29 protein-coding genes and 2 pseudogenes are annotated in these 25,403 nt (G+C 29.9%); 24 read left to right on the top strand and 7 right to left on the bottom strand.

What is annotated here, in order from left to right; translation table 11 throughout:
• Positions 1-269 precede the first annotated feature (269 nt).
• Together METOK_RS07390 and cbiM are read right to left on the bottom strand one after the other, a co-directional pair.
• On the bottom strand, positions 270-611 hold the full coding sequence (locus METOK_RS07390; protein ID WP_048058102.1) for a PDGLE domain-containing protein: 342 nt from the start codon (positions 609-611) through the stop codon (positions 270-272).
• 36 nt (positions 612-647) lie between these two features.
• Positions 648-1,301 carry a cobalt transporter CbiM gene (gene cbiM, locus METOK_RS07385; RefSeq protein WP_013867597.1) on the bottom strand — a complete coding sequence of 218 codons (654 nt, stop codon included), beginning with the start codon at positions 1,299-1,301 and terminating at the stop codon, positions 648-650.
• Positions 1,302-1,518: 217 nt separating this feature from the next.
• On the opposite strand from cbiM, the gene METOK_RS07380 reads away from it, so the two are divergent.
• The 14 genes and pseudogenes from METOK_RS07380 to METOK_RS07315 all read left to right on the top strand — a co-directional run bounded on the left by METOK_RS07380 (position 1,519) and on the right by METOK_RS07315 (position 13,616).
• Positions 1,519-2,028: a DUF531 domain-containing protein gene (locus METOK_RS07380; RefSeq protein ID WP_013867596.1), complete on the top strand. Its 510-nt coding sequence runs from the start codon at positions 1,519-1,521 to the stop codon at positions 2,026-2,028.
• Between the two features lie 233 nt (positions 2,029-2,261).
• A complete protein-coding gene (gene ahaH / locus METOK_RS07375; RefSeq protein ID WP_013867595.1) occupies positions 2,262-2,570 on the top strand; it encodes an ATP synthase archaeal subunit H in 309 nt (102 codons plus the stop codon).
• Between the two features lie 60 nt (positions 2,571-2,630).
• Positions 2,631-4,709 (top strand): V-type ATP synthase subunit I, encoded by a 2,079-nt coding sequence (locus tag METOK_RS07370; RefSeq protein WP_013867594.1) that lies wholly within the window; start codon positions 2,631-2,633, stop codon positions 4,707-4,709.
• A 160-nt stretch (positions 4,710-4,869) separates the two neighbouring features.
• Entirely contained in the window at positions 4,870-5,538 is a 669-nt protein-coding gene (locus METOK_RS07365; protein ID WP_013867593.1) for an ATP synthase subunit K, read from the top strand.
• A 67-nt stretch (positions 5,539-5,605) separates the two neighbouring features.
• Positions 5,606-6,216, top strand: a pseudogene (locus METOK_RS07360) (V-type ATP synthase subunit E).
• 45 nt (positions 6,217-6,261) lie between these two features.
• Positions 6,262-7,415 (top strand): annotated as a pseudogene (locus METOK_RS07355) (V-type ATP synthase subunit C).
• A 29-nt stretch (positions 7,416-7,444) separates the two neighbouring features.
• Positions 7,445-7,744 carry a V-type ATP synthase subunit F gene (locus tag METOK_RS07350; protein WP_013867591.1) on the top strand — a complete coding sequence of 100 codons (300 nt, stop codon included), beginning with the start codon at positions 7,445-7,447 and terminating at the stop codon, positions 7,742-7,744.
• Between the two features lie 118 nt (positions 7,745-7,862).
• Positions 7,863-9,623: an ATP synthase subunit A gene (locus tag METOK_RS07345; protein ID WP_013867590.1), complete on the top strand. Its 1,761-nt coding sequence runs from the start codon at positions 7,863-7,865 to the stop codon at positions 9,621-9,623.
• Positions 9,624-9,733: 110 nt separating this feature from the next.
• Positions 9,734-11,122 (top strand): V-type ATP synthase subunit B, encoded by a 1,389-nt coding sequence (locus METOK_RS07340; RefSeq protein ID WP_013867589.1) that lies wholly within the window; start codon positions 9,734-9,736, stop codon positions 11,120-11,122.
• Between the two features lie 148 nt (positions 11,123-11,270).
• Positions 11,271-11,912 (top strand): V-type ATP synthase subunit D, encoded by a 642-nt coding sequence (locus tag METOK_RS07335; protein ID WP_013867588.1) that lies wholly within the window; start codon positions 11,271-11,273, stop codon positions 11,910-11,912.
• A 214-nt stretch (positions 11,913-12,126) separates the two neighbouring features.
• The gene (locus METOK_RS07330) at positions 12,127-12,498 is read left to right on the top strand and encodes a DUF22 domain-containing protein (protein WP_013867587.1); all 372 of its coding nucleotides are present in this window, start codon (positions 12,127-12,129) and stop codon (positions 12,496-12,498) included.
• A 168-nt stretch (positions 12,499-12,666) separates the two neighbouring features.
• A complete protein-coding gene (locus METOK_RS07325) occupies positions 12,667-13,062 on the top strand; it encodes a DUF61 family protein (RefSeq protein ID WP_013867586.1) in 396 nt (131 codons plus the stop codon).
• An 8-nt stretch (positions 13,063-13,070) separates the two neighbouring features.
• On the top strand, positions 13,071-13,256 hold the full coding sequence (locus tag METOK_RS07320; protein WP_048057947.1) for a hypothetical protein: 186 nt from the start codon (positions 13,071-13,073) through the stop codon (positions 13,254-13,256).
• Positions 13,257-13,346: 90 nt separating this feature from the next.
• Positions 13,347-13,616, top strand: a complete 270-nt coding sequence (locus tag METOK_RS07315) for a hypothetical protein (RefSeq protein ID WP_013867585.1) — start codon at positions 13,347-13,349, stop codon at positions 13,614-13,616.
• Positions 13,617-13,681: 65 nt separating this feature from the next.
• Here METOK_RS07315 and METOK_RS07310 read toward each other — a convergent pair whose 3' ends face one another.
• Entirely contained in the window at positions 13,682-14,377 is a 696-nt protein-coding gene (locus METOK_RS07310) for a TrmJ/YjtD family RNA methyltransferase (RefSeq protein ID WP_013867584.1), read from the bottom strand.
• Positions 14,378-14,406: 29 nt separating this feature from the next.
• On the bottom strand, positions 14,407-15,120 hold the full coding sequence (locus METOK_RS07305; RefSeq protein ID WP_013867583.1) for a TIGR00297 family protein: 714 nt from the start codon (positions 15,118-15,120) through the stop codon (positions 14,407-14,409).
• A 359-nt stretch (positions 15,121-15,479) separates the two neighbouring features.
• On the opposite strand from METOK_RS07305, the gene pyrF reads away from it, so the two are divergent.
• From pyrF to METOK_RS07270, 7 genes are all read left to right on the top strand, one after another.
• Entirely contained in the window at positions 15,480-16,151 is a 672-nt protein-coding gene (gene pyrF, locus METOK_RS07300; protein WP_013867582.1) for an orotidine-5'-phosphate decarboxylase, read from the top strand.
• Positions 16,152-16,322: 171 nt separating this feature from the next.
• Positions 16,323-16,598, top strand: coding sequence for a hypothetical protein (locus METOK_RS07295; RefSeq protein WP_013867581.1), 276 nt, complete (start codon positions 16,323-16,325; stop codon positions 16,596-16,598).
• A 36-nt stretch (positions 16,599-16,634) separates the two neighbouring features.
• Positions 16,635-17,405 carry a uroporphyrinogen-III synthase gene (locus tag METOK_RS07290; protein ID WP_013867580.1) on the top strand — a complete coding sequence of 257 codons (771 nt, stop codon included), beginning with the start codon at positions 16,635-16,637 and terminating at the stop codon, positions 17,403-17,405.
• 14 nt (positions 17,406-17,419) lie between these two features.
• Entirely contained in the window at positions 17,420-17,917 is a 498-nt protein-coding gene (locus METOK_RS07285; protein WP_013867579.1) for an MJ0936 family phosphodiesterase, read from the top strand.
• Positions 17,918-18,019: 102 nt separating this feature from the next.
• Positions 18,020-18,739, top strand: coding sequence for a proteasome assembly chaperone family protein (locus METOK_RS07280; protein ID WP_013867578.1), 720 nt, complete (start codon positions 18,020-18,022; stop codon positions 18,737-18,739).
• Positions 18,740-18,911: 172 nt separating this feature from the next.
• Positions 18,912-19,286 (top strand): DUF473 domain-containing protein, encoded by a 375-nt coding sequence (locus METOK_RS07275; RefSeq protein WP_013867577.1) that lies wholly within the window; start codon positions 18,912-18,914, stop codon positions 19,284-19,286.
• A gap of 149 nt (positions 19,287-19,435) precedes the next feature.
• Positions 19,436-20,020 (top strand): flavodoxin family protein, encoded by a 585-nt coding sequence (locus METOK_RS07270; protein WP_013867576.1) that lies wholly within the window; start codon positions 19,436-19,438, stop codon positions 20,018-20,020.
• Positions 20,021-20,164: 144 nt separating this feature from the next.
• Here the strand turns inward: METOK_RS07270 and ahcY are convergent, their stop codons facing one another.
• The 3 genes from ahcY to METOK_RS07255 form a co-directional block, all read right to left on the bottom strand.
• The gene (ahcY, locus tag METOK_RS07265; protein WP_013867575.1) at positions 20,165-21,442 is read right to left on the bottom strand and encodes an adenosylhomocysteinase; all 1,278 of its coding nucleotides are present in this window, start codon (positions 21,440-21,442) and stop codon (positions 20,165-20,167) included.
• A 329-nt stretch (positions 21,443-21,771) separates the two neighbouring features.
• Positions 21,772-22,683: a ribose 1,5-bisphosphate isomerase gene (locus METOK_RS07260; RefSeq protein WP_048058099.1), complete on the bottom strand. Its 912-nt coding sequence runs from the start codon at positions 22,681-22,683 to the stop codon at positions 21,772-21,774.
• Between the two features lie 177 nt (positions 22,684-22,860).
• Positions 22,861-23,262 (bottom strand): CBS domain-containing protein, encoded by a 402-nt coding sequence (locus METOK_RS07255; RefSeq protein ID WP_013867573.1) that lies wholly within the window; start codon positions 23,260-23,262, stop codon positions 22,861-22,863.
• 205 nt (positions 23,263-23,467) lie between these two features.
• Between METOK_RS07255 and METOK_RS07250 the strand changes: the two genes are divergently transcribed.
• From METOK_RS07250 to dapB, 3 genes are all read left to right on the top strand, one after another.
• The gene (locus tag METOK_RS07250) at positions 23,468-23,827 is read left to right on the top strand and encodes a ribonuclease P protein component 4 (RefSeq protein ID WP_013867572.1); all 360 of its coding nucleotides are present in this window, start codon (positions 23,468-23,470) and stop codon (positions 23,825-23,827) included.
• A gap of 100 nt (positions 23,828-23,927) precedes the next feature.
• Positions 23,928-24,554 (top strand): hypothetical protein, encoded by a 627-nt coding sequence (locus tag METOK_RS07245; protein WP_013867571.1) that lies wholly within the window; start codon positions 23,928-23,930, stop codon positions 24,552-24,554.
• Positions 24,555-24,584: 30 nt separating this feature from the next.
• Positions 24,585-25,403, top strand: a complete 819-nt coding sequence (gene dapB, locus METOK_RS07240) for a 4-hydroxy-tetrahydrodipicolinate reductase (protein WP_013867570.1) — start codon at positions 24,585-24,587, stop codon at positions 25,401-25,403.

The raw sequence follows: 25,403 nt of genomic DNA, 5'->3' as shown, positions 1-25,403 counted from the left end.
TTTGAATTATCTCTTTAATAAATTTAAATTAAAAAAATTAATTTTAAAAAAGTAAGCATAATATAAATAACAATAAATAATTATATGTAATAATATGTGATATATAACTATAATTGTGTAATAACATATATAACCATGATTATGTAATAATATATAACTATAATTAGTAATAATTATATGTCCATTAATGAATTAATAAAAAAATTAAAATAAAATAAAATTATAAAATAAAATTAACCATTATTATTTATTTTTATTTTATATTCCGTTTATTGCCTTGATGCAGGATTTACTATTTTTATCAATGCGTAATATATTGCAATACTTAATATCACTCCAATTATTGCAGAGATAATATATCCTATTGAAGCCATTGTAGGATTATCCCATCCAGGAATATCGTAATCGGGCAATGGGGCATAAGACCATGCATCAGATAAAGATTGAAGTCCTGAAATATCGGCATGGACTTCGTTTGACAAATCTTCAACTCCCCACTCTCCCCATGCATCTCCATTATTCCATGTTAAAAGGATACCAAGGGGAGATAATACAACAAGCACTCCTATTACAATTAAAAATTTTTTAACCAATGGGTCATTAAAATTCAATTCCATTATATCACCATTTAGATTATTTAATTTATTTTATTGTTCCTTATTGGCAATGTCTAATAAATCAGGTCTTGATTTTTTTACATACCAAACTACTATTGCCGTTACTATCGCTGCTGCTGGACCTGCGGTGACTAAATGTGCAATAGCCATTGCTGGAACTGATATTGTAAATGGATATGGACAATATCCTGGCTGAATAAATGGTTGCAATCCAAATTCAAATCCTGCTACGATTGATGCTACAACAATACCAACATAAGCTCCAATTCCACTTGAAGCAACATCCCCTATTTTATTTCTTAATATTTTATAAGTGTAATATCCTACAAATGGCAAAACCACACCCATATTAAAACAGTTTGCTCCAAATGATGTAACTCCTCCATCTCCAAAGAATAATGCCTGTATTAACAAAACTATGGATATTGCAATAGTTGCAGTCCATGGATTTCCCATTAATATGGCTATAAGTGTTCCACCTACCATGTGTGCAGTAGTTCCATCTGGAACTGGAAGATTATACATCATTACTAAAAATGAAAACGCTGTTAAAACACCCAATAAGGGTATTTGTTTTGGATGTAAGTTTTTCATCTTTTTTAATGCCATGACCCAAAAGAATATCATCACTATATAAAATATTGCACAGGTGATAGGACCTAAATATCCATCTGGAATATGCATAAACTCACCTTTTATATTATTTTTTATTATAATAATTTTTTATTTTAAAGTTTGGTATTACTATTCAATATAAAATTAATAACAAGAATAAAATTATCTATATGGTATATATATTTTTCGATTAGAATTTACAATTAGAAATTATATGTGGAGATAGTAAATAATTGGGATAAATTATCGCTCAATTAGAAAAGAAGTATTTAATTTATGTGATATTATGAAACACTTGAAAAGAATGACCTTGATATTATACAATTCCTACGATAAAAGTAGATGGCACGAAGCCCATAAAAGGGCAATAGCAAGGGCTGCACCAATATGCTATGCTTTTAATTGTAATCTGGCTATAATGGATTTTCCATGCAAAAAAGAAGATATTTTATCAATAGAAACCACCATAGGAAATTCAGGGGAATATTTGAAAGAATTAATTGATAACAACCGATTCAGTATTATCGATAAATACAGAGCTCAGTTTGGAGTACCGATTATTACCACATCAAAACCTGATGAAAGAAAATTAATAACTCCAAGGGAAATAGCCAATCTCCTGCTAAAAAAACCCTGTGGGATTTTTGTCGGTCTCGGGAGGCATGGACTTCCTAAAAATATTATTAAACTAAGTGATTATCAATTGGATATAACTGAAAAAAGGGTTTCATTAGAAACATGCACTGCAATAGCTACAATACCTTCTGTAATATCTACATATCTAAAATTTTTATAATATAACTTCTATACTTATAGAAAATAATATAACCTTAAAATTTGATTATAGCATATTAATTACTTAATTTTTAATAATAATTTATTAATACTTATTTATTAGTACTTAATTTTTTTAAATATTTTAAATAAGTAAATTTGTAATGATTATTCATTATAATTAGATTTAAAAAGAAAATTATATATATATGATAAATTAAAGAATGGTTTAAGCATTTTTAAGGAGGTAATCCTGTGGTTGCAATAGACGCTATTAGACAGATAAAGCATGCAGAAAATAAAGCTGTTGAGTTAATAGAAAATGCCAAGAAAGAGGCGGAAATGATAAAATTGAATGCCATCGAAGAAGGTAAGAAAATAATATCTGATGCCGTATCTGAGGCAGAACAGAAGGTTAAAGAAATAATATCAAAAAATGAAGAAGAAGGTAAGATAAAAGCAGATGAAATCGTTGCAATAGAGGAAAAGAAAATACATGAGACTGTATCTGTTGCAAAAGTAAAAATACTGTCTTTAAAATTAGAGGATGTATTGGAACTCTAATAAAAATAAGAAAAATTATGGCATGAGTGCATAGGAATATAACATTTAAAGGTGGTTTTGGTGAAACCCGCAAGGATGAATAAAGTTAGAGCGGTGATATTAGATGAAAAGATGGATTCTATTGTAAGGAATCTCCATGAGAGCGGGTTAGTAGAGTTATGTGATTTAACTCCAAAGCTCGAAAATCCTGAATGGGCTGCACTTCTATCTCAGTCATCACCTGCAAAATACGGTAGGGATGTATCGTCATTAATAATAAAAATAGGAAGGATTCTCGATTTATTTGACAGCGTAAAAGTTGAAGAAAAAAAGGGATTTTCAGAATTGTTAAACCCAGTAATTCCTGAAAAAAAGAGAGTTTCGTTTTCATCAGCTGAGGAAGCGATAACTTATGCAGAAACTACCTTAAATAATGTAGAAAATGAAGTGCAAGCACCTTCTAACAAATTATCTGAGTTAGAAACTAAAAAGAACAATCTCCAAATGTTAAAAAAACAGTTGAAATATCTTATTGATTTCGATTTAGATTTAAAATATATTGGAGAAGGTCCCTTTACTTACATAGTTTCAGGTTTGATTCCAAAAGAAAATTTGCCTGAGCTCGAAAATAACCTATCAAATATAACAAATGATTATGTTGAAATTGTTAAAGGCGGTTCTTTTATCGGTGAAGATAAGGAGGAAAAAGTTTCATTAATTTTAGCTACATTGAAAGAATATAAAGATGTTGTTGGAGCAGAATTAAGAAAATCTGGCTTTGAAAGATTTGAAATATCCAATGTTGAAGGAGCTCCGAAAGAGAACCTAGCTAAAATTGAAAAAGAATTATCAGAATGTGAAAAAGAAATAAGCTCTATTTTGGATAAATTAAACGCCATATCAAAAAAATGGTATGATGAATTACTTGTATTGCATGAAATACTTGAAATTGAAAAGGAGAGAGCAGAGGCATATTCATACTGTGGTAAAACCAAAAGAACATATTTATTGGAAGCATGGGTTCCTAAGAAATATGCAAATAAAATAAAAGAAATTATTGAGAACGCATCAGAAGGTTATGCCGTTGTTGAGATAGCAGAACCTGATGAACCTGAGGAAAAAATCCCTGTGATGTTAGATAATCCAAAGTCTATAAAACCATTTGAAATGCTAACCGAAATGTATGCTCCACCAAAATATAATGAAGTGGACCCTACTATGTTAATAGTCCCAGGATTTTTATTATTCTATGGGATTATGCTTACAGATGCTGTTTATGGTCTTTTATTGACAATTATTGGACTTGCTGTTTGGAAGAGACTTGGGAAAACTAGTATGGGAGCTCACAATCTTGGATATATATTAACACTTGCAGGCGTCTCTACCATAATTATTGGTATTATAACAGGAGGTTATTTGGGAGATTTTGCAAACGAGTTTTTAGGATTTGACATATTTAAAACACCTTATGCATTGGTAAATACCTTTGGAAGTAGTTTATACATTGGAGAAAATAATCCATTGCTTAATTTGTTTGGAATATCCATAAACAACGGTCCAATAACAATATTGGTCTTTTCAATTGCAGTAGGTATATTGCATTTATTTATTGGATTATGCGTTGGTTTCAAAGAGTCATTGAAAGAAGGATTTGGAGAGGCATTTTTAAGCCAAGGTATATGGATATTGTTAATAATCGCCCTTATAGTAGGTATTGCCATAGCAGTTGGTGGTGCTACCTTAATGGGAGGCGGAGTTATACTTGGTGCTGTATTATTGACAGTAGTTTGTTGTATGTATAAAGGTTATAAAGAAGGAGGAGCAATTACCGGAGCTCTTGGATGGATGGACATTACTGGATTCTTAGGTAATGTTTTATCTTATGCAAGGCTTTTAGCTTTATGTTTAGCTACTGGTGGTCTTGCAATGGCTGTGAATATCATGGCTAAATTACTTGGGGATAGTGTTCCAATAATTGGTATAATACTCGCAATAATTGTGCTTATATTGGGTCATTCATTTAACTTTGTAATGAATGGACTTGGTGCATTCATACATTCCCTTAGATTGCATTATGTGGAATTCTTTGGTCAGTTCTATGAAGGAGGAGGTAAAAAGTTCAATCCTTTCAAAGCCAAAAGAGAATATACAATGCAATAATATAATAAATAAAATAAGAATAACAATAATATAGAGTTATAACGCCTATAAATAAAATAATGTTTCTAAATTAAAACCATCTAAAAGGAAGTAAAAGAAAAAAATAATAAATAAAAATAAAATAAAAAAGAAAAATAAGAGAATAAAAAAGGTGATAAGAATGGTATTTGAAAACCCATTATTCCTTGGAGCCGTTGGAGCAGGTTTAGCAGTAGGTATAGCAGGTTTAGGTTCTGGTATTGGTGCAGGTATTACAGGAGCAAGCGGTGCAGGAGTTGTTGCAGAGGACCCAAATAAGTTTGGTACTGCAATCGTATTCCAGGCATTGCCACAAACACAGGGTCTTTACGGATTCCTTGTAGCAATCCTTATATTGTTCGTGTTTAAAACAGCACCAGAATGGGCTATGTTAGGTGCAGGAGTTGCAACAGGTTTGGCAGGTTTGTCAGCAATTGGTCAAGGTATAGCATCATCAGCAGGTCTTGGGGCTGTTGCAGAAGATGAGGGAATATTTGGTAAAGCTATGGTTTTCTCAGTTCTTCCAGAAACACAGGCTATCTATGGTTTGTTAGTATCAATCCTTTTATTAGTTGGAGTATTTAGTGGAGCAGGTGTTACTACAATAGCTGCCCTTGGTGCAGGTCTTGCAGTTGGTTTTGCTGGTCTTTCAGGTATTGGACAGGGTATTACAGCAGCAGGTGCTATTGGAGCTACTGCAAGAGATCCAGATGCTATGGGTAAAGGTCTTGTTTTAGCAGTTATGCCAGAAACATTCGCTATATTCGGTTTGTTAATAGCAATCTTAATTATGCTTGGAATTATGTTCTAAATATATTAAAAATTTTTAATTTTAATTTTTTAAATAATCGATATTATCTATCATAAGGTGGAAAAACATGGGAGCAGATAAAATAACTTCCAAAATATTAGATGATGCACAAAAAACAGCAGATGAAATCAAATCAGAAGCTCAGAAGGAAGCTAATTCCATTTTAGAAAAGGCAAAAAGTGAAGCAGAAATAAAAAAGCAAAATATTCTCAAAAAAGGAGAAAAAGAAGCTGAAATGGTTAAAAATAGAATAATTGCAGAAGCAAGATTAAATTCTAAGAAAAAAATGCTTGAAGAAAGAGAAAAATAATTAATATGGCTATCGAAAAATTAAAAGAAGATTTAATAAAATTACCTCAAAAAGATGATTATAAAGACAAATTATTAAAACTCATAATAGAAGGTATAATATCAGTCGGAGGAGGAGAGGTAGTTTTAGAATTAAATGAAAAAGACCTTGGATTGATTGACGATTCAACATTATGGGCTATTGAAAAAGAAATGGAAGATAGGTTAAAAAAATCTACAATATTGAAAAAAGGAGCTCCTGTGGATATCATAGGAGGATGTATAGTAAAAACAGCCGATAACTTGAAAGTCTGCGATAATAGTTTGGAATCAGTATTTGAAAGAAATCTGGAATCCATAAGGGCAAAGGTTGCAGAATTGTTATTCTAAGGGAGGTGATTATAAGATTTATTTATAACTTAAAGGTGATTCTAAATGGATATGGGTCAAATAATTGCTGGATTGCCTTCCAATATATTTATAATATTGCTTGTATTGGCAGGTATTGTAATATTTTTGGTAGTAATCATATATTTAATAAAATATTTAATGGAGAATGCTCCATTCGCTTATGTTAATGCAAGAGTAAGAAGCATGGAATCCAGATTGTTGGATGAACATAAATTAAATGAATTAATAGAATCCGCTGGAATAACCGAATTGATAGGATTATTGGAAGATACCGATTATGCTCCTTATATTACAGATGCCTCCAATGATGCTATGGGCATTGAAAAGGCATTGAATACTCACATGGCACATGTTTATCAAACACTTTCGGAGATGTCTCCAAGTAAATCAAAGAAAATATTATCATTATTTGAAAAAAAGTTTGATGTTAAAAATATTAAAACACTTTTAAGAGCTAAATATGTTGGATTAAATGCAGAAGAAACTTTTAAATTACTTATTCCATTGGGAACAATACCAGAAAACAAGTTAAGGGAATTATGCGAAACAAAAACCATTGAAGAACTATTAAATGGTTTAGAAGGCACAGAATATTCAAAAATATTGTCAAATGAAGCTGCAAATTATGAACAAACAGGTAAGTTAATTCCATTTGAACTTGCATTGGATAAATATATCCTCGAAAATCTCTGGAAATCCGTAGGCACAGAAGGAACCAATGAAGACATATTTAAAGAATTTATTGGGGCAATAGTTGATATTGAAAACTTAAAAGTAATTTTGAGAGGAAAAGCTGATGGGTTATCCTCAGAGGATATTTTAAACTACATATCAAATGTTGGGTATGAGCTCGCACCATGGAAGTTAAAGGAGCTCGCTGAATCTGAATCCATTGAAGGAATAATAAGTTCATTGGAAGGCACAAAATATGGAGATATAATTTCAGAAAACCTTGAAGAATATGAAAAAACCAAAAGTGTGTATGTATTTGAGAAGGCTCTTGATAAATATGTTGCAAAGGTCGGCAAAAAATTATCCCTTAGACAGCCATTTGGCGTTGGACCAATAATTGGATTAATAACTTCAAAAGAGCAGGAAATAAAAATTTAAAAATAATTATAAAAGGAAAGATGGAAGGACTCTCTTCAAACCAAATAAGGGACTTACTTATGGCATAATAAATTAAAGAAAATATTAAAGGGATATTATGAAAATAGGTGTAGTTGGAGACCTTGATATGACTATTGGGTTTAGATTAGCTGGTCTCGTAGATGTTTATGAGGTTAAAAATAACAATGAGGCAATAGATGCTCTTAAAAAACTCAGTAGTAGAGAGGACATTGGATTGATTATAATTCCTGAAAAAATAGGTGAATCCATAAGGGATGAGCTCTCCAAATTAAATAAATTTGTTGTAGAAGTTCCAGATAAAAATGGACCAATTGTTAGAGAAAATGACCCTGTTAAAGAATTAGTAAGAAAAGCTGTGGGTATTGAACTTAAATAAATAAAAATTAAAAGCATATTAAAAAGCTTAAAACTTATTAAAAATATTAAATATTAAAACTTAATATACTTATTAGCTTAAATTAGCTAAATATATGGAGATATTGAGGTGAAAAAGTATGGTATCAGGCAAAATTATAAAAATAGCAGGTCCTGTTGTTGTAGCCGAAGGTATGAAAGGAGCTCAGATGTATGAGGTTGTTAAAGTAGGTGAAGAAGGATTAACAGGAGAAATTATTCAATTGCAAAATGATAAAGCAATTATTCAGGTTTATGAAGAAACCTCAGGCATGAAACCAGGAGAACCAGTTGAAGGTACAGGAGCTCCGTTGTCAGTAGAGCTTGGACCTGGTATGTTAAGGGCTATGTATGATGGTATCCAGAGACCATTAACAGCAATTGAATCCGAAACAGGCGATATATTTATACCAAGGGGAGTTAGTGTTCCTTCATTACCTAGGGACATAAAATGGGACTTCACACCAACTGTAAAAGTTGGAGATTATGTTGAGGAAGGAGATATTATTGGGACAGTCCCAGAAACAAAGTCCATTATCCATAAAATATTAGTTCCCGTTGGAGTAAAAGGAAAAATTAAAGAAATAAAATCAGGAAGTTTTACTATTGAAGAAACTGTTGCCGTAGTTGAAACAGAAGATGGTGAAGAAAAAGAAATTATAATGATGCAAAAATGGCCTGTAAGAAAACCAAGACCTTATAAAGAAAAATTACCACCTGTTATTCCATTGGTGACAGGACAGAGAGTAGAAGATACCTTCTTTGGTCTTGCAAAAGGTGGTGCATCAGCAATTCCTGGACCATTTGGAAGTGGTAAAACAGTTACACAGCACCAGTTGGCAAAATGGGCAGATGCAGATGTTGTAGTATATATCGGATGTGGGGAAAGAGGAAACGAAATGACTGAGGTAATTGAAGAATTCCCACATTTAGATGATATTAAAACAGGAAATAAATTGATGGACAGAACAGTTTTAATTGCAAATACCTCAAATATGCCTGTTGCAGCAAGGGAGGCATCGGTTTATACTGGAATTACAATTGCAGAATATTTCAGAGATATGGGATATGGTGTTCTTCTAACGGCTGATTCCACATCAAGATGGGCAGAGGCTATGAGGGAGATTTCAGGAAGATTGGAAGAAATGCCTGGGGAAGAAGGTTATCCTGCATACCTTGCTTCAAGATTGGCACAGTTTTATGAAAGAGCAGGAAGGGTTGAATGTTTAGGTAAGGATGAAAAACAAGGATTTATATGTATTGTTGGTGCTGTTTCACCACCTGGTGGGGACTTCTCAGAGCCAGTTACCTCAAATACATTGAGAATTGTTAAGGTATTCTGGGCATTAGACGCTAATCTTGCAAGAAGGAGACACTTCCCTGCTATTAACTGGTTGCAGAGTTATTCCTTATATCTGGATGATATTTCGGAATGGTGGAAACAAAATACGGGAGCTGACTGGAGAGAATTAAGAGACGAAGCTATGAATCTATTGCAGAAAGAAGCAGAATTGCAAGAAATCGTTCAGTTAGTTGGTCCTGATGCACTTCCAGATAGGGAAAGAGTTATATTGGAAGTTGCAAGAATGCTTAGAGAGGATTTCTTACAACAAGATGCTTTTAACGAGATAGATAGTTATTGTTCTCCAATGAAACAATATACTATGTTAAAAGTAATCATGACATTCTACAACAAGGCATTGGAAGCTGTTTCAAAAGGAGCAGACCCAGCAGAAATTTCAAAAGTATCTGTTAAAGGAGACATAGCTAAAATGAAATATGTTCCAGAAGATGAATTCTTAAATAAAAATGCTCCTGAAATTATAAACAAAATAGATAGCGAATTAGGTTCATTAATGTAATTAATGTAAAAACTTACAATAATATTTAATATTTACCATATTAATTATTTATTTTGAATATTTTTAACATTATTATAGTATATAACATTAAAAATAAAGGAGGGTTATATATGGATGCTTTGGAAAAGAACATAGAATATACATCAGTATCAAGTGTTGCCGGTCCATTGATGGTAGTGGAAGGTATTAAAGGAGTAGCTTATGGAGAAATTGTAAATATTACATGCCCTAATGGAGAAAAAAGAACTGGACAGGTTTTAGAAGCAAGAGAAGATATTGCAGTTGTTCAGGTTTTCGAGGGAACAACAGCACTGAACACAAGTGAAACAAGAGTAAGATTTACAGGAGAAACTGCAAAAATCGGAGTATCTCCTGAAATGCTTGGTAGGATATTTAACGGTGCTGGAAAACCAATTGATGGCGGTCCTGAAATTATACCTGAGAAAAAACTTGACATTAACGGATACCCATTAAACCCTGTTTCAAGAAGAAACCCAAACGACTTTGTTCAGACAGGTATCTCCACAATAGATGGAACAAATACGCTTGTTAGGGGTCAAAAGTTACCTATATTCTCAGGTTCAGGTCTTCCTCACAACCTTTTAGCAGCACAGATTGCAAGACAGGCAAAAGTTAGAGGAGAGGGAGAACAGTTTGCGGTTGTATTCGCAGCTATGGGTATTACAGCAGAGGAAGCAAATTACTTTATGGAAGAATTCAAAAGAACCGGAGCTCTTGAAAAAGCAGTGGTATATATCAACCTTGCAGATGACCCAGCCATTGAAAGAATCCTTACACCAAGGATTGCATTAACAACAGCAGAATACCTTGCCTATGAAAAAGGTATGCACGTTTTAGTTATTTTAACAGATATTACAAACTACTGTGAAGCTTTAAGGGAAATTGCAGCAGCAAGAAACGAGGTTCCAGGAAGAAGAGGTTATCCTGGTTACATGTATACAGACCTTGCTACACTCTACGAAAGGGCAGGAAGAGTTAAAGGAAGAGAAGGAACAGTTACACAGATACCTATCTTAACAATGCCACACGATGATATTACCCACCCAATTCCTGACTTAACAGGATATATTACAGAAGGTCAGATAGTTCTTTCAAGAGAGCTCAACAGGAAAGGTATATACCCACCAGTTGATGTTCTTCCATCACTTTCAAGATTGGCAGGAAATGGACAAGGAGAAGGCAAAACAAGAGAAGACCATTCAAAAGTTATAAGTCAGGTATATGCGGCTTATGCAGAAGGTAGAAGTTTAAGAGACCTTGTTGCCGTTGTTGGTGAAGAGGCACTTACCGAGAGGGATAGGGCATATTTAAAACTTGCAGAGGAATTTGAAAAGAAATTTGTCCAGCAAGGAAAAGATGAAGATAGAAGTATCGAGGAAACATTGGATATAGTATGGGAATTATTGACAATATTACCAAGAGAGGAATTAAAGAGAGTTCCAGATGAGTTAATTGAAAAATACCTTCCTAAGAAATAAAATAAAAAGTAAAAATAAAATAATAAAATAAAAATATATAAAAAAATAAATAATAATTCTAAATTCTTAACTATATATATTCTTAATAGTTCTTAACTTTAATTTTTTTATTTTTAATCATCATAATTTCGCTTTTGAGGGATATAAAATGGCAGATGTTAATCCTACAAGGATGGAACTGTTAAAGCTTAAAACCAAAATTAAACTTGCTCAGAAAGGGCATAAGCTATTAAAACAGAAAAGAGATGCTCTTATAATGGAGTTTTTTGAAATATTAGACCAAGCTTCTGGTATTAGGGATAAAGTAAATGATGCCCTTGAAAAGGCATATAAAAACTTAATAATGGCTCAGGCAGTAATGGGAACTTTATCAGTTAAAGAAGCTTCCTTTGCATCTAAGAATGAAAATATTAAATTAGATGCCGATACAAGAAATATTATGGGAGTTACAGTTCCAGTTCTTGAAATTGAAAATGTTAAAAGAAGCATGGCAAACAGGGGCTACGGTCCTTATGGTATATCTTCAAAACTTGATGAAGCTGCAAAAAATTTTGAAGAGGCTTTGGAACTCATTGTAGAGCTCGCAGAAATAGAAACTTCCATAAAGTTACTTGCAGAGGAAATAATTACAACAAAAAGAAGAGTAAATGCCCTTGAATATGTTGTAATACCAAGAATGGAAGAAACAAGAAAGTATATTGCCATGAGATTGGATGAAATGGAAAGAGAGAATTTCTTCAGATTAAAATTAATCAAAGCTAGAATCGATGCAAGAGAAGAAGAGGCATGATGAAGCATGATAATAGGTTCCAAAACGAACGAAGTGAGTTTTGGATTTTTTGATGCAACTTTTTTTAAAAGTTGCAGGGGGAATTTCTTCAGATTAAAGTTAATTAAAGCTAGAATCGATGCAAGAGAAGAAGCATAATAATAGCATAATAATAGATTATATTTCAATAAATAATTGATTTAAATAATTACTTTTTAAAAGCCTTGGTGGTTTTATGTTTAAAATTGTAGGGAGAATCAAAGAGATTGAGGAAGAATTAAAAGAAAATAAATATCCCGGGAAAATTAAATTGGAGGTTCTGGGTAAAAAAGAATGCATAATAGCTGATGAAGATGCAGAATTTAAAGCTGGAGAGGTTAAAGCTATAAAAATAAAAAAGATAGAGCTCTTACCCTATACAATTTCAATTATCAGTGCCTATGCGAAACATAGTATAGGAACAACTCTATCAATTGGAGAGGAAACTCCAATGCCTTATGGTTCAAAAAGAATTGGTGAGTATGCAATATTTGCAGCTGTAAAGGATGGGATTGTTAAAAAGGGAGATGTTATAGGTAATTTATTACTTTTGCATGGAAAAGAGTAAATAGTTTTTTTAAAATATTTTATATACCTTTTTTATAATTCTTATAATTGTTTTATATTATTATAGTATTTATTATTTTATCGTAATTATGGAATTTTGGAATACTTTTTTATAATTTTAAACACTATATATTATTAGGTCAAATATGTTTTTATAATATGTGATAGTATGGATGACAAATCTATTTATAAATTTTTGCATGGTTTAAATACAAATTTTAAGAGAAAAACATTAAAAGAATTATTAAAAGAAGAAAAGCCACATGTAATTATAAATGGAAAAAGACATAGGATAAAAAAAAGGGAACTTGAATTACTGAAAGAATTAAATATTGATGAAAACTTAAAGATACCAATAATTTTAGAAATCGATGCTTCCCTTGAAAGTGGAACTGTAAAAATAGAAGGATATGAGGAGGTAAAAGTAATTTCAAAGATATTAGGTAAGGAAATAAATTTATTTGACGAAGAGAAAATAATTTATATATATAAACCGGAGCTCCGAATATTAAGAAGAGAGTTACCTACAACCACAACCTACCTATTTAAGATGAGCTCCTATTAAGTGATACAATGAACAGAATAAGAAAGAAAAAATATCGAGGCACCGACCCATTTAAAAAAATAATGAATGACCAGAAAAATGTGGAAAAATTATATAAAATATACTACATAATAAATATATGGGTTTGGTTTGCTATATTGTTAGGTTCTATAATTTTTATAATATGGGCATTTAAATATTTGAGTGGTTATTAATTTATAATTATGAATCTAATAATTATAAGTATATATGTATGTTTATTTGTTATATCTATAAAATAAAGATTTATCAAAAGAGGGGATTTTATGAACGAATATGTGTTGTATTTTACAATGTTTGCTCTATTAATCGGTGCGTTATCCTCATTAAAATTATGTTTTCACAAAAATACCTCAAATGTATTGATAGGAGAAGGATTAATGGCAATTATAATAGCTACCTTCTTGGTGATTCTTTCAGCAGAATTCAATGTATCCTTTGGTGAAACTGTGGCACTATTTATACTTGTAGCAGGACCTGTGGGAACAATAGCATTCTCAAAAGTTATGAAAAGGAAATCTGAAAATATAGAATAAAATAAAAATAAATAAAATGAATAATAATAATTAAAATATAAATAATAGCAATAAAAAAAGATATATTATTTATTTTTTTCCTTAAAAGCACACATTAATGTGTTTGCCTCTTTTCCACTGATAAATGCTCTGCTTATTATTCTTTTAAATATTGTTTTACATAATTCTTTCCTATATTCTGGAATATACTCATTTTTATCCACAAATTCATTGAAAATATTTAATAAAACATCTTTTTCAAGTTTAGAAGCCTCCCTCATATTTACATTGTAGGGTTTATTCAGTGATGATACATATAATTCATATAGTATAATAGAAACTGCATGGGATAGATTCATTATAGGATATTTCTCAGATGTTGGTATGGATACAAACAAATCACATAATTCAAGTTCTTTATTGCTCAATCCATCATCTTCCCTTCCAAAGACAATACCCATTGTTCCATCAACTATTTTATACTTCTCTGCGAGCTCATGTGGTGTAATAGGAACTCTTTTTAGATTTCTATCACCTGAAACTGCACCAGAAGTTCCAACTATAAAATCAATATCCTGTGTAGCATCATTTAAATTATCATAAAATTTTGCATTATTCAAAATCTCTTTTGCATGCACCGCCCTTATGTATGCCTCATCATTTAATATATCTTTACTACCAACAATCCTTAATTCATTTACTCCAAAATTCATCATATTTCTTGCAATTGCTCCAACATTTCCACTATATTTTGGATTTACTAAAATAACTATTACCTTCATTCCACTATCACTTTAATTCTTTTTAAATTTTAAGTCATGGTTAAATATAAAGTTATTGCACATAAACTACCCATAAGTGTGCATGTAATATTAACATGTTCGTTGTTAAATATACCTCTTCTTTCAAGCAGAGCTCCGAAAAGACTGTCGGATAAATTTCCAACTATCCCTGATATTGTTCCTACCCATATTAAATTGTAATTATTAAATAATATACCCGATATGATACCTATTAAAAATGCTCCCAAAATCCCTGCTAATGTTCCATATAATGATATCCCTCCATCAGTCCCCCTTTCAACCTTTTCGAGTGTAGTTATTAATCTTGGTGTTTCATCCGATAAAACCCCCAATTCCGATGAGAATGTATCAGATGTGGCAGCTGCGATTGAACCAATATATCCAAATAATGCCATGTTATAATCGATAATTCCAAATATATAAAATAATATAATTATAACAGCCAGAGCTCCGTTTGCAAGCACATTTTTTACCGTTCTTTTGCATTCACCCATACCCATACTGTATTTTTTGGAATAACCCACTTTACTTACTAAGCTTCCAAAAACTAAAAAACACACCATAACAATTAACCAATTTATATTTGTTCCCATCAATATTATAAAAGCCATTATAGATGAACATAAAATCCCACAATTATCCAAAAATCCCTTTTTCTTTGTAATATATGCCAATATTAGAATTACAATTAATGAGGTAACAAATTTTATGTAAATGTCCATTTTTTCCACCAAGACTAAAAATAAATAGAAACATAAAAAATAAAACTTATAATTTATGGATTAAAGCATATATCTAATAAAATTTATATTATCAATTTATCAATTAACTAAATATATATAATTTTTGAATAATTAAATTTTTTTAATTTATATTTTTATTTTATATTTTATTTTATACTATATTATAATTTTATTTAAATATACTAAATGCGATATATAAATATATATGTAGATAAATGTAAAATTAATACATATTTAATAAATGTTATAATAATGTAATAATACAATAATAACGTTTCTAAATAATTATTTGATTATATTTTATATATTAATTTTTATTTTAACATTATGGTGATAATATGGTAAAATTAATGCTTGCTCTTGATGTGATGGATAAAAATAAGGCATTAACAATGGTTGATGAAATTTCTAAATATATCGATGCAATTAAAATTGGATATCCCTTAGTATTATCTTCTGGGTTAGATATTGTTAAAGAAATAAAAGATAAAACAAATAAAGAAGTTATATGCGATTTTAAAGTGGCGGACATTCCTTCAACAAATGAAAAAATTGCTAAATTAACATTAAATTATGCTGATGGAATTATATGCCATGGGTTTGTTGGAAGGGATAGTGTAGAAGCTATTCAAAAGATAGCAAAACAATATGAAATAAAAACACACCATAAAAAAAAGGTTATAATGGTTACCGAAATGTCCCATCCTGGTGCTGTGGAGTTTATGCAACCCATTGCCGATAAACTTGCAGAAGTTGCTAAAATATTAAATGTGGATGGTATTGTTGCTCCATCCACAAGACCTGAGAGATTAACTAAGATAAAAAAAATTGTTGGAAATATTCCTATAATATCTCCGGGCATTGGTGCCCAAGGTGGTGAATTGAATGCTGTATTGGATATATTAGGAGAAGATGACTATATTATAGTGGGAAGGGCAATATATAAAAGTGAAAATCCAAAAGAAAGTGCTTACAAATACAGTATGTTATTAAAAGGACATAATGGATAAAAGACGATAAATAAAGTAAATAAGCAAAAGTAATAGGAAATAACTAAAAAAATAGAAAATGATATAAATAGCAGATAAATTGATTAATAATTAAAATATTAAATAAATTATTAAGTAAAATAAAAATAAAAATATTTAAAATATATATTCATTACATGTTATGGGGATAATATGAAGTTGGATAAGTTAGATAATGTAATAGTGCATGTTGATGATAAAGTTATAGCGAAATCCATGAAAAAAGTTTTTAAGGAAGAAATTGACAAAATAGAGCAGGAGTTAAATGAATTATACAACAAATACAACATTAAAAGTAGCAAAGAAATGGAGATAATGGCATCTCAGGATGAAGAAATTAATAAGGATTTGGAAAAAATTAAGGAGCTCGAAGAGGAATTGGAAAAACTAAATTCTTATTTAAGGGAAGTAAATATGAAAACCATATAAAACTACAATTAATAAATTAATATAAAAGTGGTATTTATGAAAGTAGTAATTACAAGGCCACCAGAGCAGGGAATTGAATTTGCCAATCTGTTAAAGGAAAATACTAATAATAATAGTAATAGAAATAGCAATAACGATTTTGAACCAATATTAATTCCAACATTGAAATTGGTATTTAAAGATGTCAGTGTAGATTTAGATAAATACGATTGGGTGGTATTTACAAGCCCTAGGGGGGTTTTAGGATTGTTTAATAATTTGGATAAATCAGATATAAATAAGATAAAAAACAAAAAAATAGGAGTAATTGGGATAAAAACTGCAAAGGAATTTAAGAGGATATTTGGGAGGGATGTAGATGTAATGCCTAATGAATATACAGCAGACTATCTTTTAAAGGTTTTGAAAGAACATATTAATAAAGATGAAAAGATATTGATACCTACAACACCATCTGCAAGAGATATTTTGCACAAAAATCTAAATGCAGATATAATATATGTATATTCCTCCGAAGAACCCAATAATCTAAAAGATAAACTTAAAGAATTGAAGGACATTATAATTGAGGAGGAGAAAAATAATAAAAAAATAATATTAACCTTTACAAGTGGTTTAACTGCAAAGAATTTTTTTAAAAATTCAGATGACGAGTTATTTAATCTACTAAAAAATCATTATATTGTTTCAATAGGTCCAATTACAAATAGAATTGTTGAGCACTATGGATTTAAAGGCTATATTCCAAATGAATATACAGTTGAGGGTATGATTGAAGTTATTAAATCTCTAAAAAATAGACACTAAATAAAGGTGGTTTTATGAAGATAGGTATTATATCGGATACCCACGATTATTTACCGAATATAAGAAAAGCCGTGGATATTTTTAACAATAAAAATGTTGATATAGTTGTTCATTGTGGTGATTTTGTTTCCCTATTTGTTATAAAAGAATTTGAAAGATTAAATGCACGGATTGTAGCAACCTATGGAAATAACGACGGTGAAAGAACAAAGTTAAAAGAATGGTTAAAAGAACTAAATGAAGAAAATGAAATAGACGATTATTTAAGTTTTGAAGCAGATTCTTTAAAATTTTTTGTTCTTCATGGGACCAACAATGAGATTCTTGATGCAGTAATTAAATCTAAAAATTATGATGTTGTAATATACGGACACACACATGAAAGATTATTTAAAGAAATCGACAATGTTTTAGTTATAAATCCTGGGGAGTGTTGCGGATATCTAAGTGGAATTGCCACAATTGGTATATTGGATACCGTATCAAAAAAATATGAAGAATTTGAATTATAACTTAACTTAATTATTGTTAATTTTAATTATAATTATTTAACTATTATTTTTTCTATTTATTTTATTTATTTAATTATAATAATAAAAATTATGAGGGATTATATGGAGCATATGGAATATATTGCCAAAAAAGAAATAGATTTTAAAGAACCAATAGTAATTACGGGTTTTCCAAGTATTGGACTTATTGGAAATATTGCAACCCGTCAAATCATCAAAGAACTTAATTTAGATTATATAGGTTATTTTGATTCTCCAAATATTCCACCCATTATGACTGTGGAAAACGGAAAGATATATCCACCAATCAGAGCTCATGCAAATGAAAACATAGTGGCAATATTTTCTGAGGTTTTAATTCCTCAAAATATTGTTTATAGTTTAACCGATAAATTATTGGAATATACTTCACATATAAATCCAAAGGTTATTGTTAATTTGGACGGTATAACTTCATTAAATCCAAAAGATATATATGCTGTTTCCACTTCCGAGGATATATTAACTAATATAAAAGAACAAAAGATACCAATTTTAGAATTTGGAATGGTTGGAGGAATGTCTGGGCTTATATCTTTAAAAAGTGCCGATAAAAACATTCCCTCATTATGTTTAATGGCTGAAACTCCTGGTTTAAGACCTGACCCTATGGGAGCTTCCAATGTAATTGAAGTTTTAAATAAATTATATAATTTGAATGTAAATACCGAGGAATTAATAAAAGAGGATGAAAAGATAAAAGAAAAACTTAAAAAACTTGCTGAGGAACACCTTAAACTTATGACTAAACAACAGAAAGTCGAAAATCCTATGTATCTATAAATTAAATAAATAAATTAATTAAATAAAATTATAATTGTTAAAAAATTTATATAATCCATATTACGGATAATATTTAAAATAATAAGATAATAACCTAATATGATAATGAAATAGCAATAATAATATAAGAATATAGAGTAATACAATAAGATATATAATAAAAAGTGATATTATGGAAATTACTGCCTTAACAGGAATATCTCCAACCAATATTTCAGGATTGGTTAAAAATCATGTGAAAACATTTAATCTAAAAAATTTCTCCAATATTCTTGCCTTAACTTCCTTGGATATTGGTGATTATGTATTTATAACTGATGTATCAAAGGAAGATATCATTCCAGGCACAGAGGGAATTGTAGCACAGATAAAAAAATTATCAATATGTTCTCAAAAAGAAAATCCTATGTATTTTGAAGAGATTGATACTGTTGTAGCAAAAGTTCAATTTGAAGTTGTTGGGTATGGTATTTGTATTGATGCCGTAAATAATGATGTATTAAATCCTACCATGGTAGTGGTGAAGATAAAATCTATATATGGATAAATAAAATGAATAAATAATAAAAAATATGTTAAAAATTAAATTAAAAAATAAGAATGATTATAGTAATTAAAGAACAATAATTAATGAATGTATAAAAAATAAAAATTAAAATAAATATAAAATATAAAATAATATAAAATGGTGATTTAATGAAGATTATAGGGATATGTGGCTCTCCAAGAAAAAATGGAAATACATCATTTTTAGTAAAGGAAGCATTAAAAGCTGCCGAAGAAGAAGGTGTAAAAACAGAATATGTATCATTGTATGATAAAGAATTAAATCCATGTATTGCCTGCGATGTGTGTAAGCAAGAAGGTAAATGCGTAATTATGGACGATATAAATGAGATTTTAGAGAAGATGGAAGAGGCCGATGGTATTATTATAGGCTCACCAGTTTATTTTGGAGGGGTTAGTGCCCAAACAAAGATGTTATTTGACAGGTCTAGACCATGTAGGATAGGATTCAAATTAAAAAATAAAGTTGGTGGAGCAATATCTGTTGGAGCTTCAAGAAATGGAGGTCAAGAAACCACAATAAGACAAATTCATGACTTCATGTTAATACACTCTATGATTGTTGTTGGAGATAATGAGCCTACTGCCCACTATGGTGGAACAGGTGTAGGCGGAGCTCCGGGTGCATGCCAAGAAGATGAGTTCGGTATAACTACTGCAAGAAATTTGGGTAAAAAAGTAGCAGAAGTTGTTAAATTAATTAAAAAAGAATAAATATAATTCTTTATCTTTTTTTACAAGTTATTAAATTACATTTTATTAAATTACATTTTATTTAATTACTATTTTATTATTCAAAAATGTATTTAAAAATGAAATATTAAAAATAATATAAATAATTACATAATATAAATAAAATTATGTTCCTTCTCTCCAATCACTTAAATACTTTCTCTGTTCAGGAGTGAGCTCATCTATTTCAACATCCATAGATTTTAATTTTAATGAAGCTATTCTTAAATCCTGTTCATAAGGAATTTCATATACCTTATTTTCAAGCTTTTCGTGATTTTCTTTTATAAACTTAGCACTAAGAGCCTGGTTTGCAAAGCTCATATCCATAACTTCGCATGGGTGGCCATCTCCACATGCAAGATTTACGAGCCTTCCTTCTCCAAGAAGATATAATTTTTTATTTCCTAAATCGTATTCTTCAATATTCATCCTAACAGTTTTAACTGATTTTGAAAGGTTCATTAAGTCATTTTTGTTTATCTCATTATCAAAATGACCTGCATTTGCTAAAACTGCTCCATCTTTCATTACTAACATGTGTTCAGCTCTTATTATATCTTTACAGCCTGTTGTAGTTATAAATATATCACCTATTCTCGCAGCTTCGTCCATTTTCATAACCCTGTATCCATCCATCTTAGCCTCTAATGCCCTAATGGAATTTACCTCCGTAACTATAACATTTGCACCCATTCCTGATGCTCTCATTGCTACTCCTCTACCACACCAGCCATATCCAGCCACTACAACATTTTTTCCAGCAATTAAAAGGTTTGTAGTTCTTATAACACCATCCATTGCACTTTGTCCAGTTCCATACCTATTGTCAAATAGGTGTTTTGTGTAGGCATCATTTACATTGACTACTGGGAATTTTAGAGCTCCTTCCTCAGCCATGGCTTTTAATCTTATAACCCCAGTTGTGGTTTCTTCACATCCACCCATGATGTTATCTAGGAGCTCGGTTCTTTTGGAATGCAGTAAGAATATTAAATCTGCACCATCATCTATAACAATGTCGGGGTTATGGTCTAAAACTTTATTTAAATTTTCATAATATTCTTCGTTTGTTTCTCCTCGCCATGCATAAACATTCATGCCTTTTTTTGCACAGGCAGCGGCTACATCATCCTGAGTAGATAATGGGTTACATCCTGTAATGGCAATTTCTGCCCCACCATTCATTAAAGTTTCAGCCAATACCGCGGTTTTAGCTTCTAAATGAAGTGCCATACCAATAGTAATACCTTTAAATGGTTTTTCTTTTATGTATTCTTCTCTTATTAATTTTAAAACAGGCATGTGTTGTTTAGCCCATTCTATCTTTAATTCTCCATCAGGAGCAAGACTTAAATCCTTAACTTTACTCACAATTTCACCAAGAATATTTTTATTTATCATTTTGTGCTAATTTCTATATTATTATATTATTCTTAAAATTTTATTCTATTTAATTTATTATATTTATTATAATTATGTTTATCATTTTTTAATTTTATTTAATTATATTTATACAATGAAGATTTATGCCTCTTTTTAGTTTTTATAGTTTTATTCTAATTTTATTTAATTATTACATTTATTATTACATTTAGTATTATAAGATATCATCCTATTATTTTATTATTTTATTATTAATTAGTTATTTCTATTATTTTATTATAATTTATTATTTTTTATTATATTGCATAATTTATCATTATTTTACTGTTTTATTATATATTATCATTTTATTCGTTAAATAACTCCCCAAAGTATTTTTCAATAATATACCAAGCACCCTGTGGGGGTATTACACCTATTTCCGTAATAATTCCATCAATATATTGTGCTGGTGTAATATCAAAAGCGGGATTTCTTAATTTTATTTTATTTATATATTGCTCTTCAAATACATGTATTTCATCGGAGCTCCTTTCCTCTATCTCTATCAATTCCCCAACTATGGTTTTAGGATGAAACTTATAAGTCTCAGCAGCTGTTAAAAATGGAACTCTTCTTTCATGTGCAATAAGTGCTATTTGGGATGTTCCTATCTTATTGACCAAACACCCATTTGAAGTGATGGCATCAGCCCCAACAACAACTAAATCAACTTCTTTTATAAAATATCTAACTGCACTATCAACTATCAATGTAGTATCTATTCCTTCATTAGCAAGGTCTTTTGCCGTTAAATATCCCTGATTTCTTGGGCGTGTTTCTGTGCAAATTACCTTTATATGTTTCCCGTTTCTATGGGCTGTTTTTATAACATTCAGGGCAGCCTCTGAATTGCAGTGGGTTAATATTCTATATCCATCTTTTATTCTATTTGAACCGATTTCTCCTATTTTTTTTGTAGCATTTGATGAGGATATTATAAACTCTTCTGCCTTTTTTATTACTGCCTCTTTTGGATTTTTATCATTTAATCCATTTAAAACATATTTTATAGCATTTGGAAGGGATACAGCAGTAGGTCTTGCAGATTTTAAAATATTGCCTGCATCAATCATCTTATTTTTAAATTCATTATCATCTATATCAGTTATGGATTTTGCATAATCCCTTAAAGCTTTTGCCGCAGCTCTTCCTATTCGTCCAGCCCCTCTTATTTCCATGCTTTTTATTTTTTCGTAGGTTTCATAAATAATATCCATACCCATAATTTCATCTCAAAAATTTAAATTAATAAAATAATTAATAAATATTATAAAATAATATATCATTTATATGTTATTTTTTGATTATTATTTATGATTTATTAATTAAAATAATTAAATGGAATAAACAATAGACTAAAATATAGTAAATTTAATAAAAATATTATATGAAATTTATTGGGAGCTCAGTTTTTCTGATATCAATTTTACAATATCCTTTGAACTTAACACTCCAATAATCTTATCTTCCCTGAGCTCAGAGACCACATATAAATGATGTATATTATTCTCAGCCATAAGTGCGGCTGCTTTTTCAAGAGGGGCTGTTGGACTTATTGTGATTAATTTGGATATCATGATGTCTTCTGCTTTTAATTCATCCAAGTTTTCAGTATAATGTTTTAATATATCTATATCAGTTATAATTCCCCAATATACATTGTTATCATCAGAAACTACCACCGATGAAATATTATTTTCACCCATTAATTTGATTACATCCGATACCTTATCCTTTAAAGATACTTCATATATGCCCCTATTCATTAAATCTCTAACGAAATAGTTTGAAAGCATTATTTCACCATCATATTCATTTTATATATTTAATAATCTTATTATCTATTTGATATATGTTCAACATGTTTTATATATTTTATTAATGCATGATTTATTTTATACTTATGAAATATTATAGCTATATTATGGCTTTATAGATTAACTATTGCTGCATAAGTTATACCTATTTACAATAATTACTATAATTATTATTTGTGAAATTATGAGACACAGAACAAATGTTAAAAAAATAAAAAATATAGCACTTGAAAGGATAGATATATTGATGAATCTTGCAGAAGAAGAAGCTAAACAAAACCGAATGAATAGGGCAAGACGATATGTGGAATTAAGTAGGAAAATCGCAATGAAAATAAGAATGCCATTTCCAAAAAAATGGAAAAGAAGGATATGTAAAAAATGTGGAACGTTTTTAGTTTTTGGAAAAAATGCTAGGGTTAGGATAAAAAGTAATGAAAACCCTCCAAATGTAATGATTAAATGTTTAGAATGTGGTAATATTGTTAGAATACCAATAATTAGGGAAAAGAAATTAAAAAGGAAGAAGAATCCAAAGCAGTAAAATTATAATTTAATGCCTCTCAACACACATAAGTATATACACAAAAAATATTAATATATTGAATTAAAAACATTCTAATAAGCACTTATAGGGGCATACTATGGAATCTCCAAATGATATTAAAAAGGATGAAGAATTAAAACCTGAAATAGAGCAGGAATGTTTAGAATCTAATCTGGATATTGAATTTAATAAAAAATCTGAAAATCTAAAAAAAATAGTGAATAGATTACAAGATAGAATAAAATATGCAGTTATTAATAAGGATAATACGGAAAAATCCAATACTGATGAGCAGTTTAATTATTTAAAAGAAGTTAATGAGAAATTGGATAAATTATCCTCTACACTATCTGATACGGATAATTCGAAAATTGAAGATACACTAAATCAAATACTTGAAAAGATAAACATACTGATTGATAAAAATGACGAGTATTCTTCAAAATTAGATAATATCATCCTTGAAATCGATAAAGTATTGGCTAAAATAGATGATATATCTGAAAAAGCTTTAAGATTGTACGAAAGCGGGAACATAACAATATTAGACATTATAAATCTTATAAAAGAAATAAATTTAGGAATTAATGAAATAAAAGATATATTGAACAACTATAAACATGAAAACATAGATAAAGCCATAGAGATAGCAGATAATTTAAATAATAAAATGGATAATTATATAGAAGAATTTAAAAAAATAAAACTAAGTGTAAATGACTAAGAAATAATAATTTAGAAAGAAGGTGATTGTATGATAAAAGTTGCTATTACAGGAGCTCTTGGAAGAATGGGAAGTAATATAATAAAAACATTATATAACAATCCAGAAGACTTTAAAATAGTTGCAGCAATAGATATGCCAAATCATCCCAAAAAAGGAGCAGATGTTGGTGAATTAATAGGTTTGGGAAGCATTGGAGTTCCTTTGGAGACCTCCGATAATTTAGATAATGTCTTAAAAGAAACTAAACCTGATGTTTTGATTGATTTTACTGCCCCTGCACCATGCGTAAATACCGTTAAAATAGCCTCATCAAATGGTGTTAATTTAGTAATTGGAACCACAGGATTTACAGAAGAACAGAGAAAAGAAATAGAGGATAACATTAATAAAAACAATATTGCAGCAGTAATTTCCCAAAATTATGCCATAGGTGTAAATATATTCTTTAAAACATTGGAATTTTTGGCAAAAAAACTTGGGGATTATGACATTGAAATTGTAGAAATGCACCATAGATTTAAAAAGGATGCTCCAAGTGGAACTGCTTTAAGGGCTGCTGAAATTATTCAAAATAATTTAAATAGGGATTCTAAGTTAATATACGGAAGAGAAGGGCTTGTTGGAGAAAGAACTAAGGAAGAAATATGTATCCATGCTCTTAGAGGGGGAGATGTGGTTGGAGACCACACAGTGATATTTGCAGGAGATGGTGAAAGATTAGAGCTCACCCATAAAGCAAGTAGCAGACAGGCATTTGTAAATGGAGTGGTTTTGGCAACTAAATTCATTTCACAGAAAAAAGAAGGAATATACAATACATTTGATGTTTTAGGATTAAACGAGTAA

It is taken from the genome of Methanothermococcus okinawensis IH1, assembly GCF_000179575.2.
Lineage (GTDB): Archaea > AGJL01 > Methanococci > Methanococcales > Methanococcaceae > Methanofervidicoccus > Methanofervidicoccus okinawensis.
Note: the sequence above shows the minus strand (reverse complement) of the source record. Positions and strands in the feature narration are given on the sequence as shown.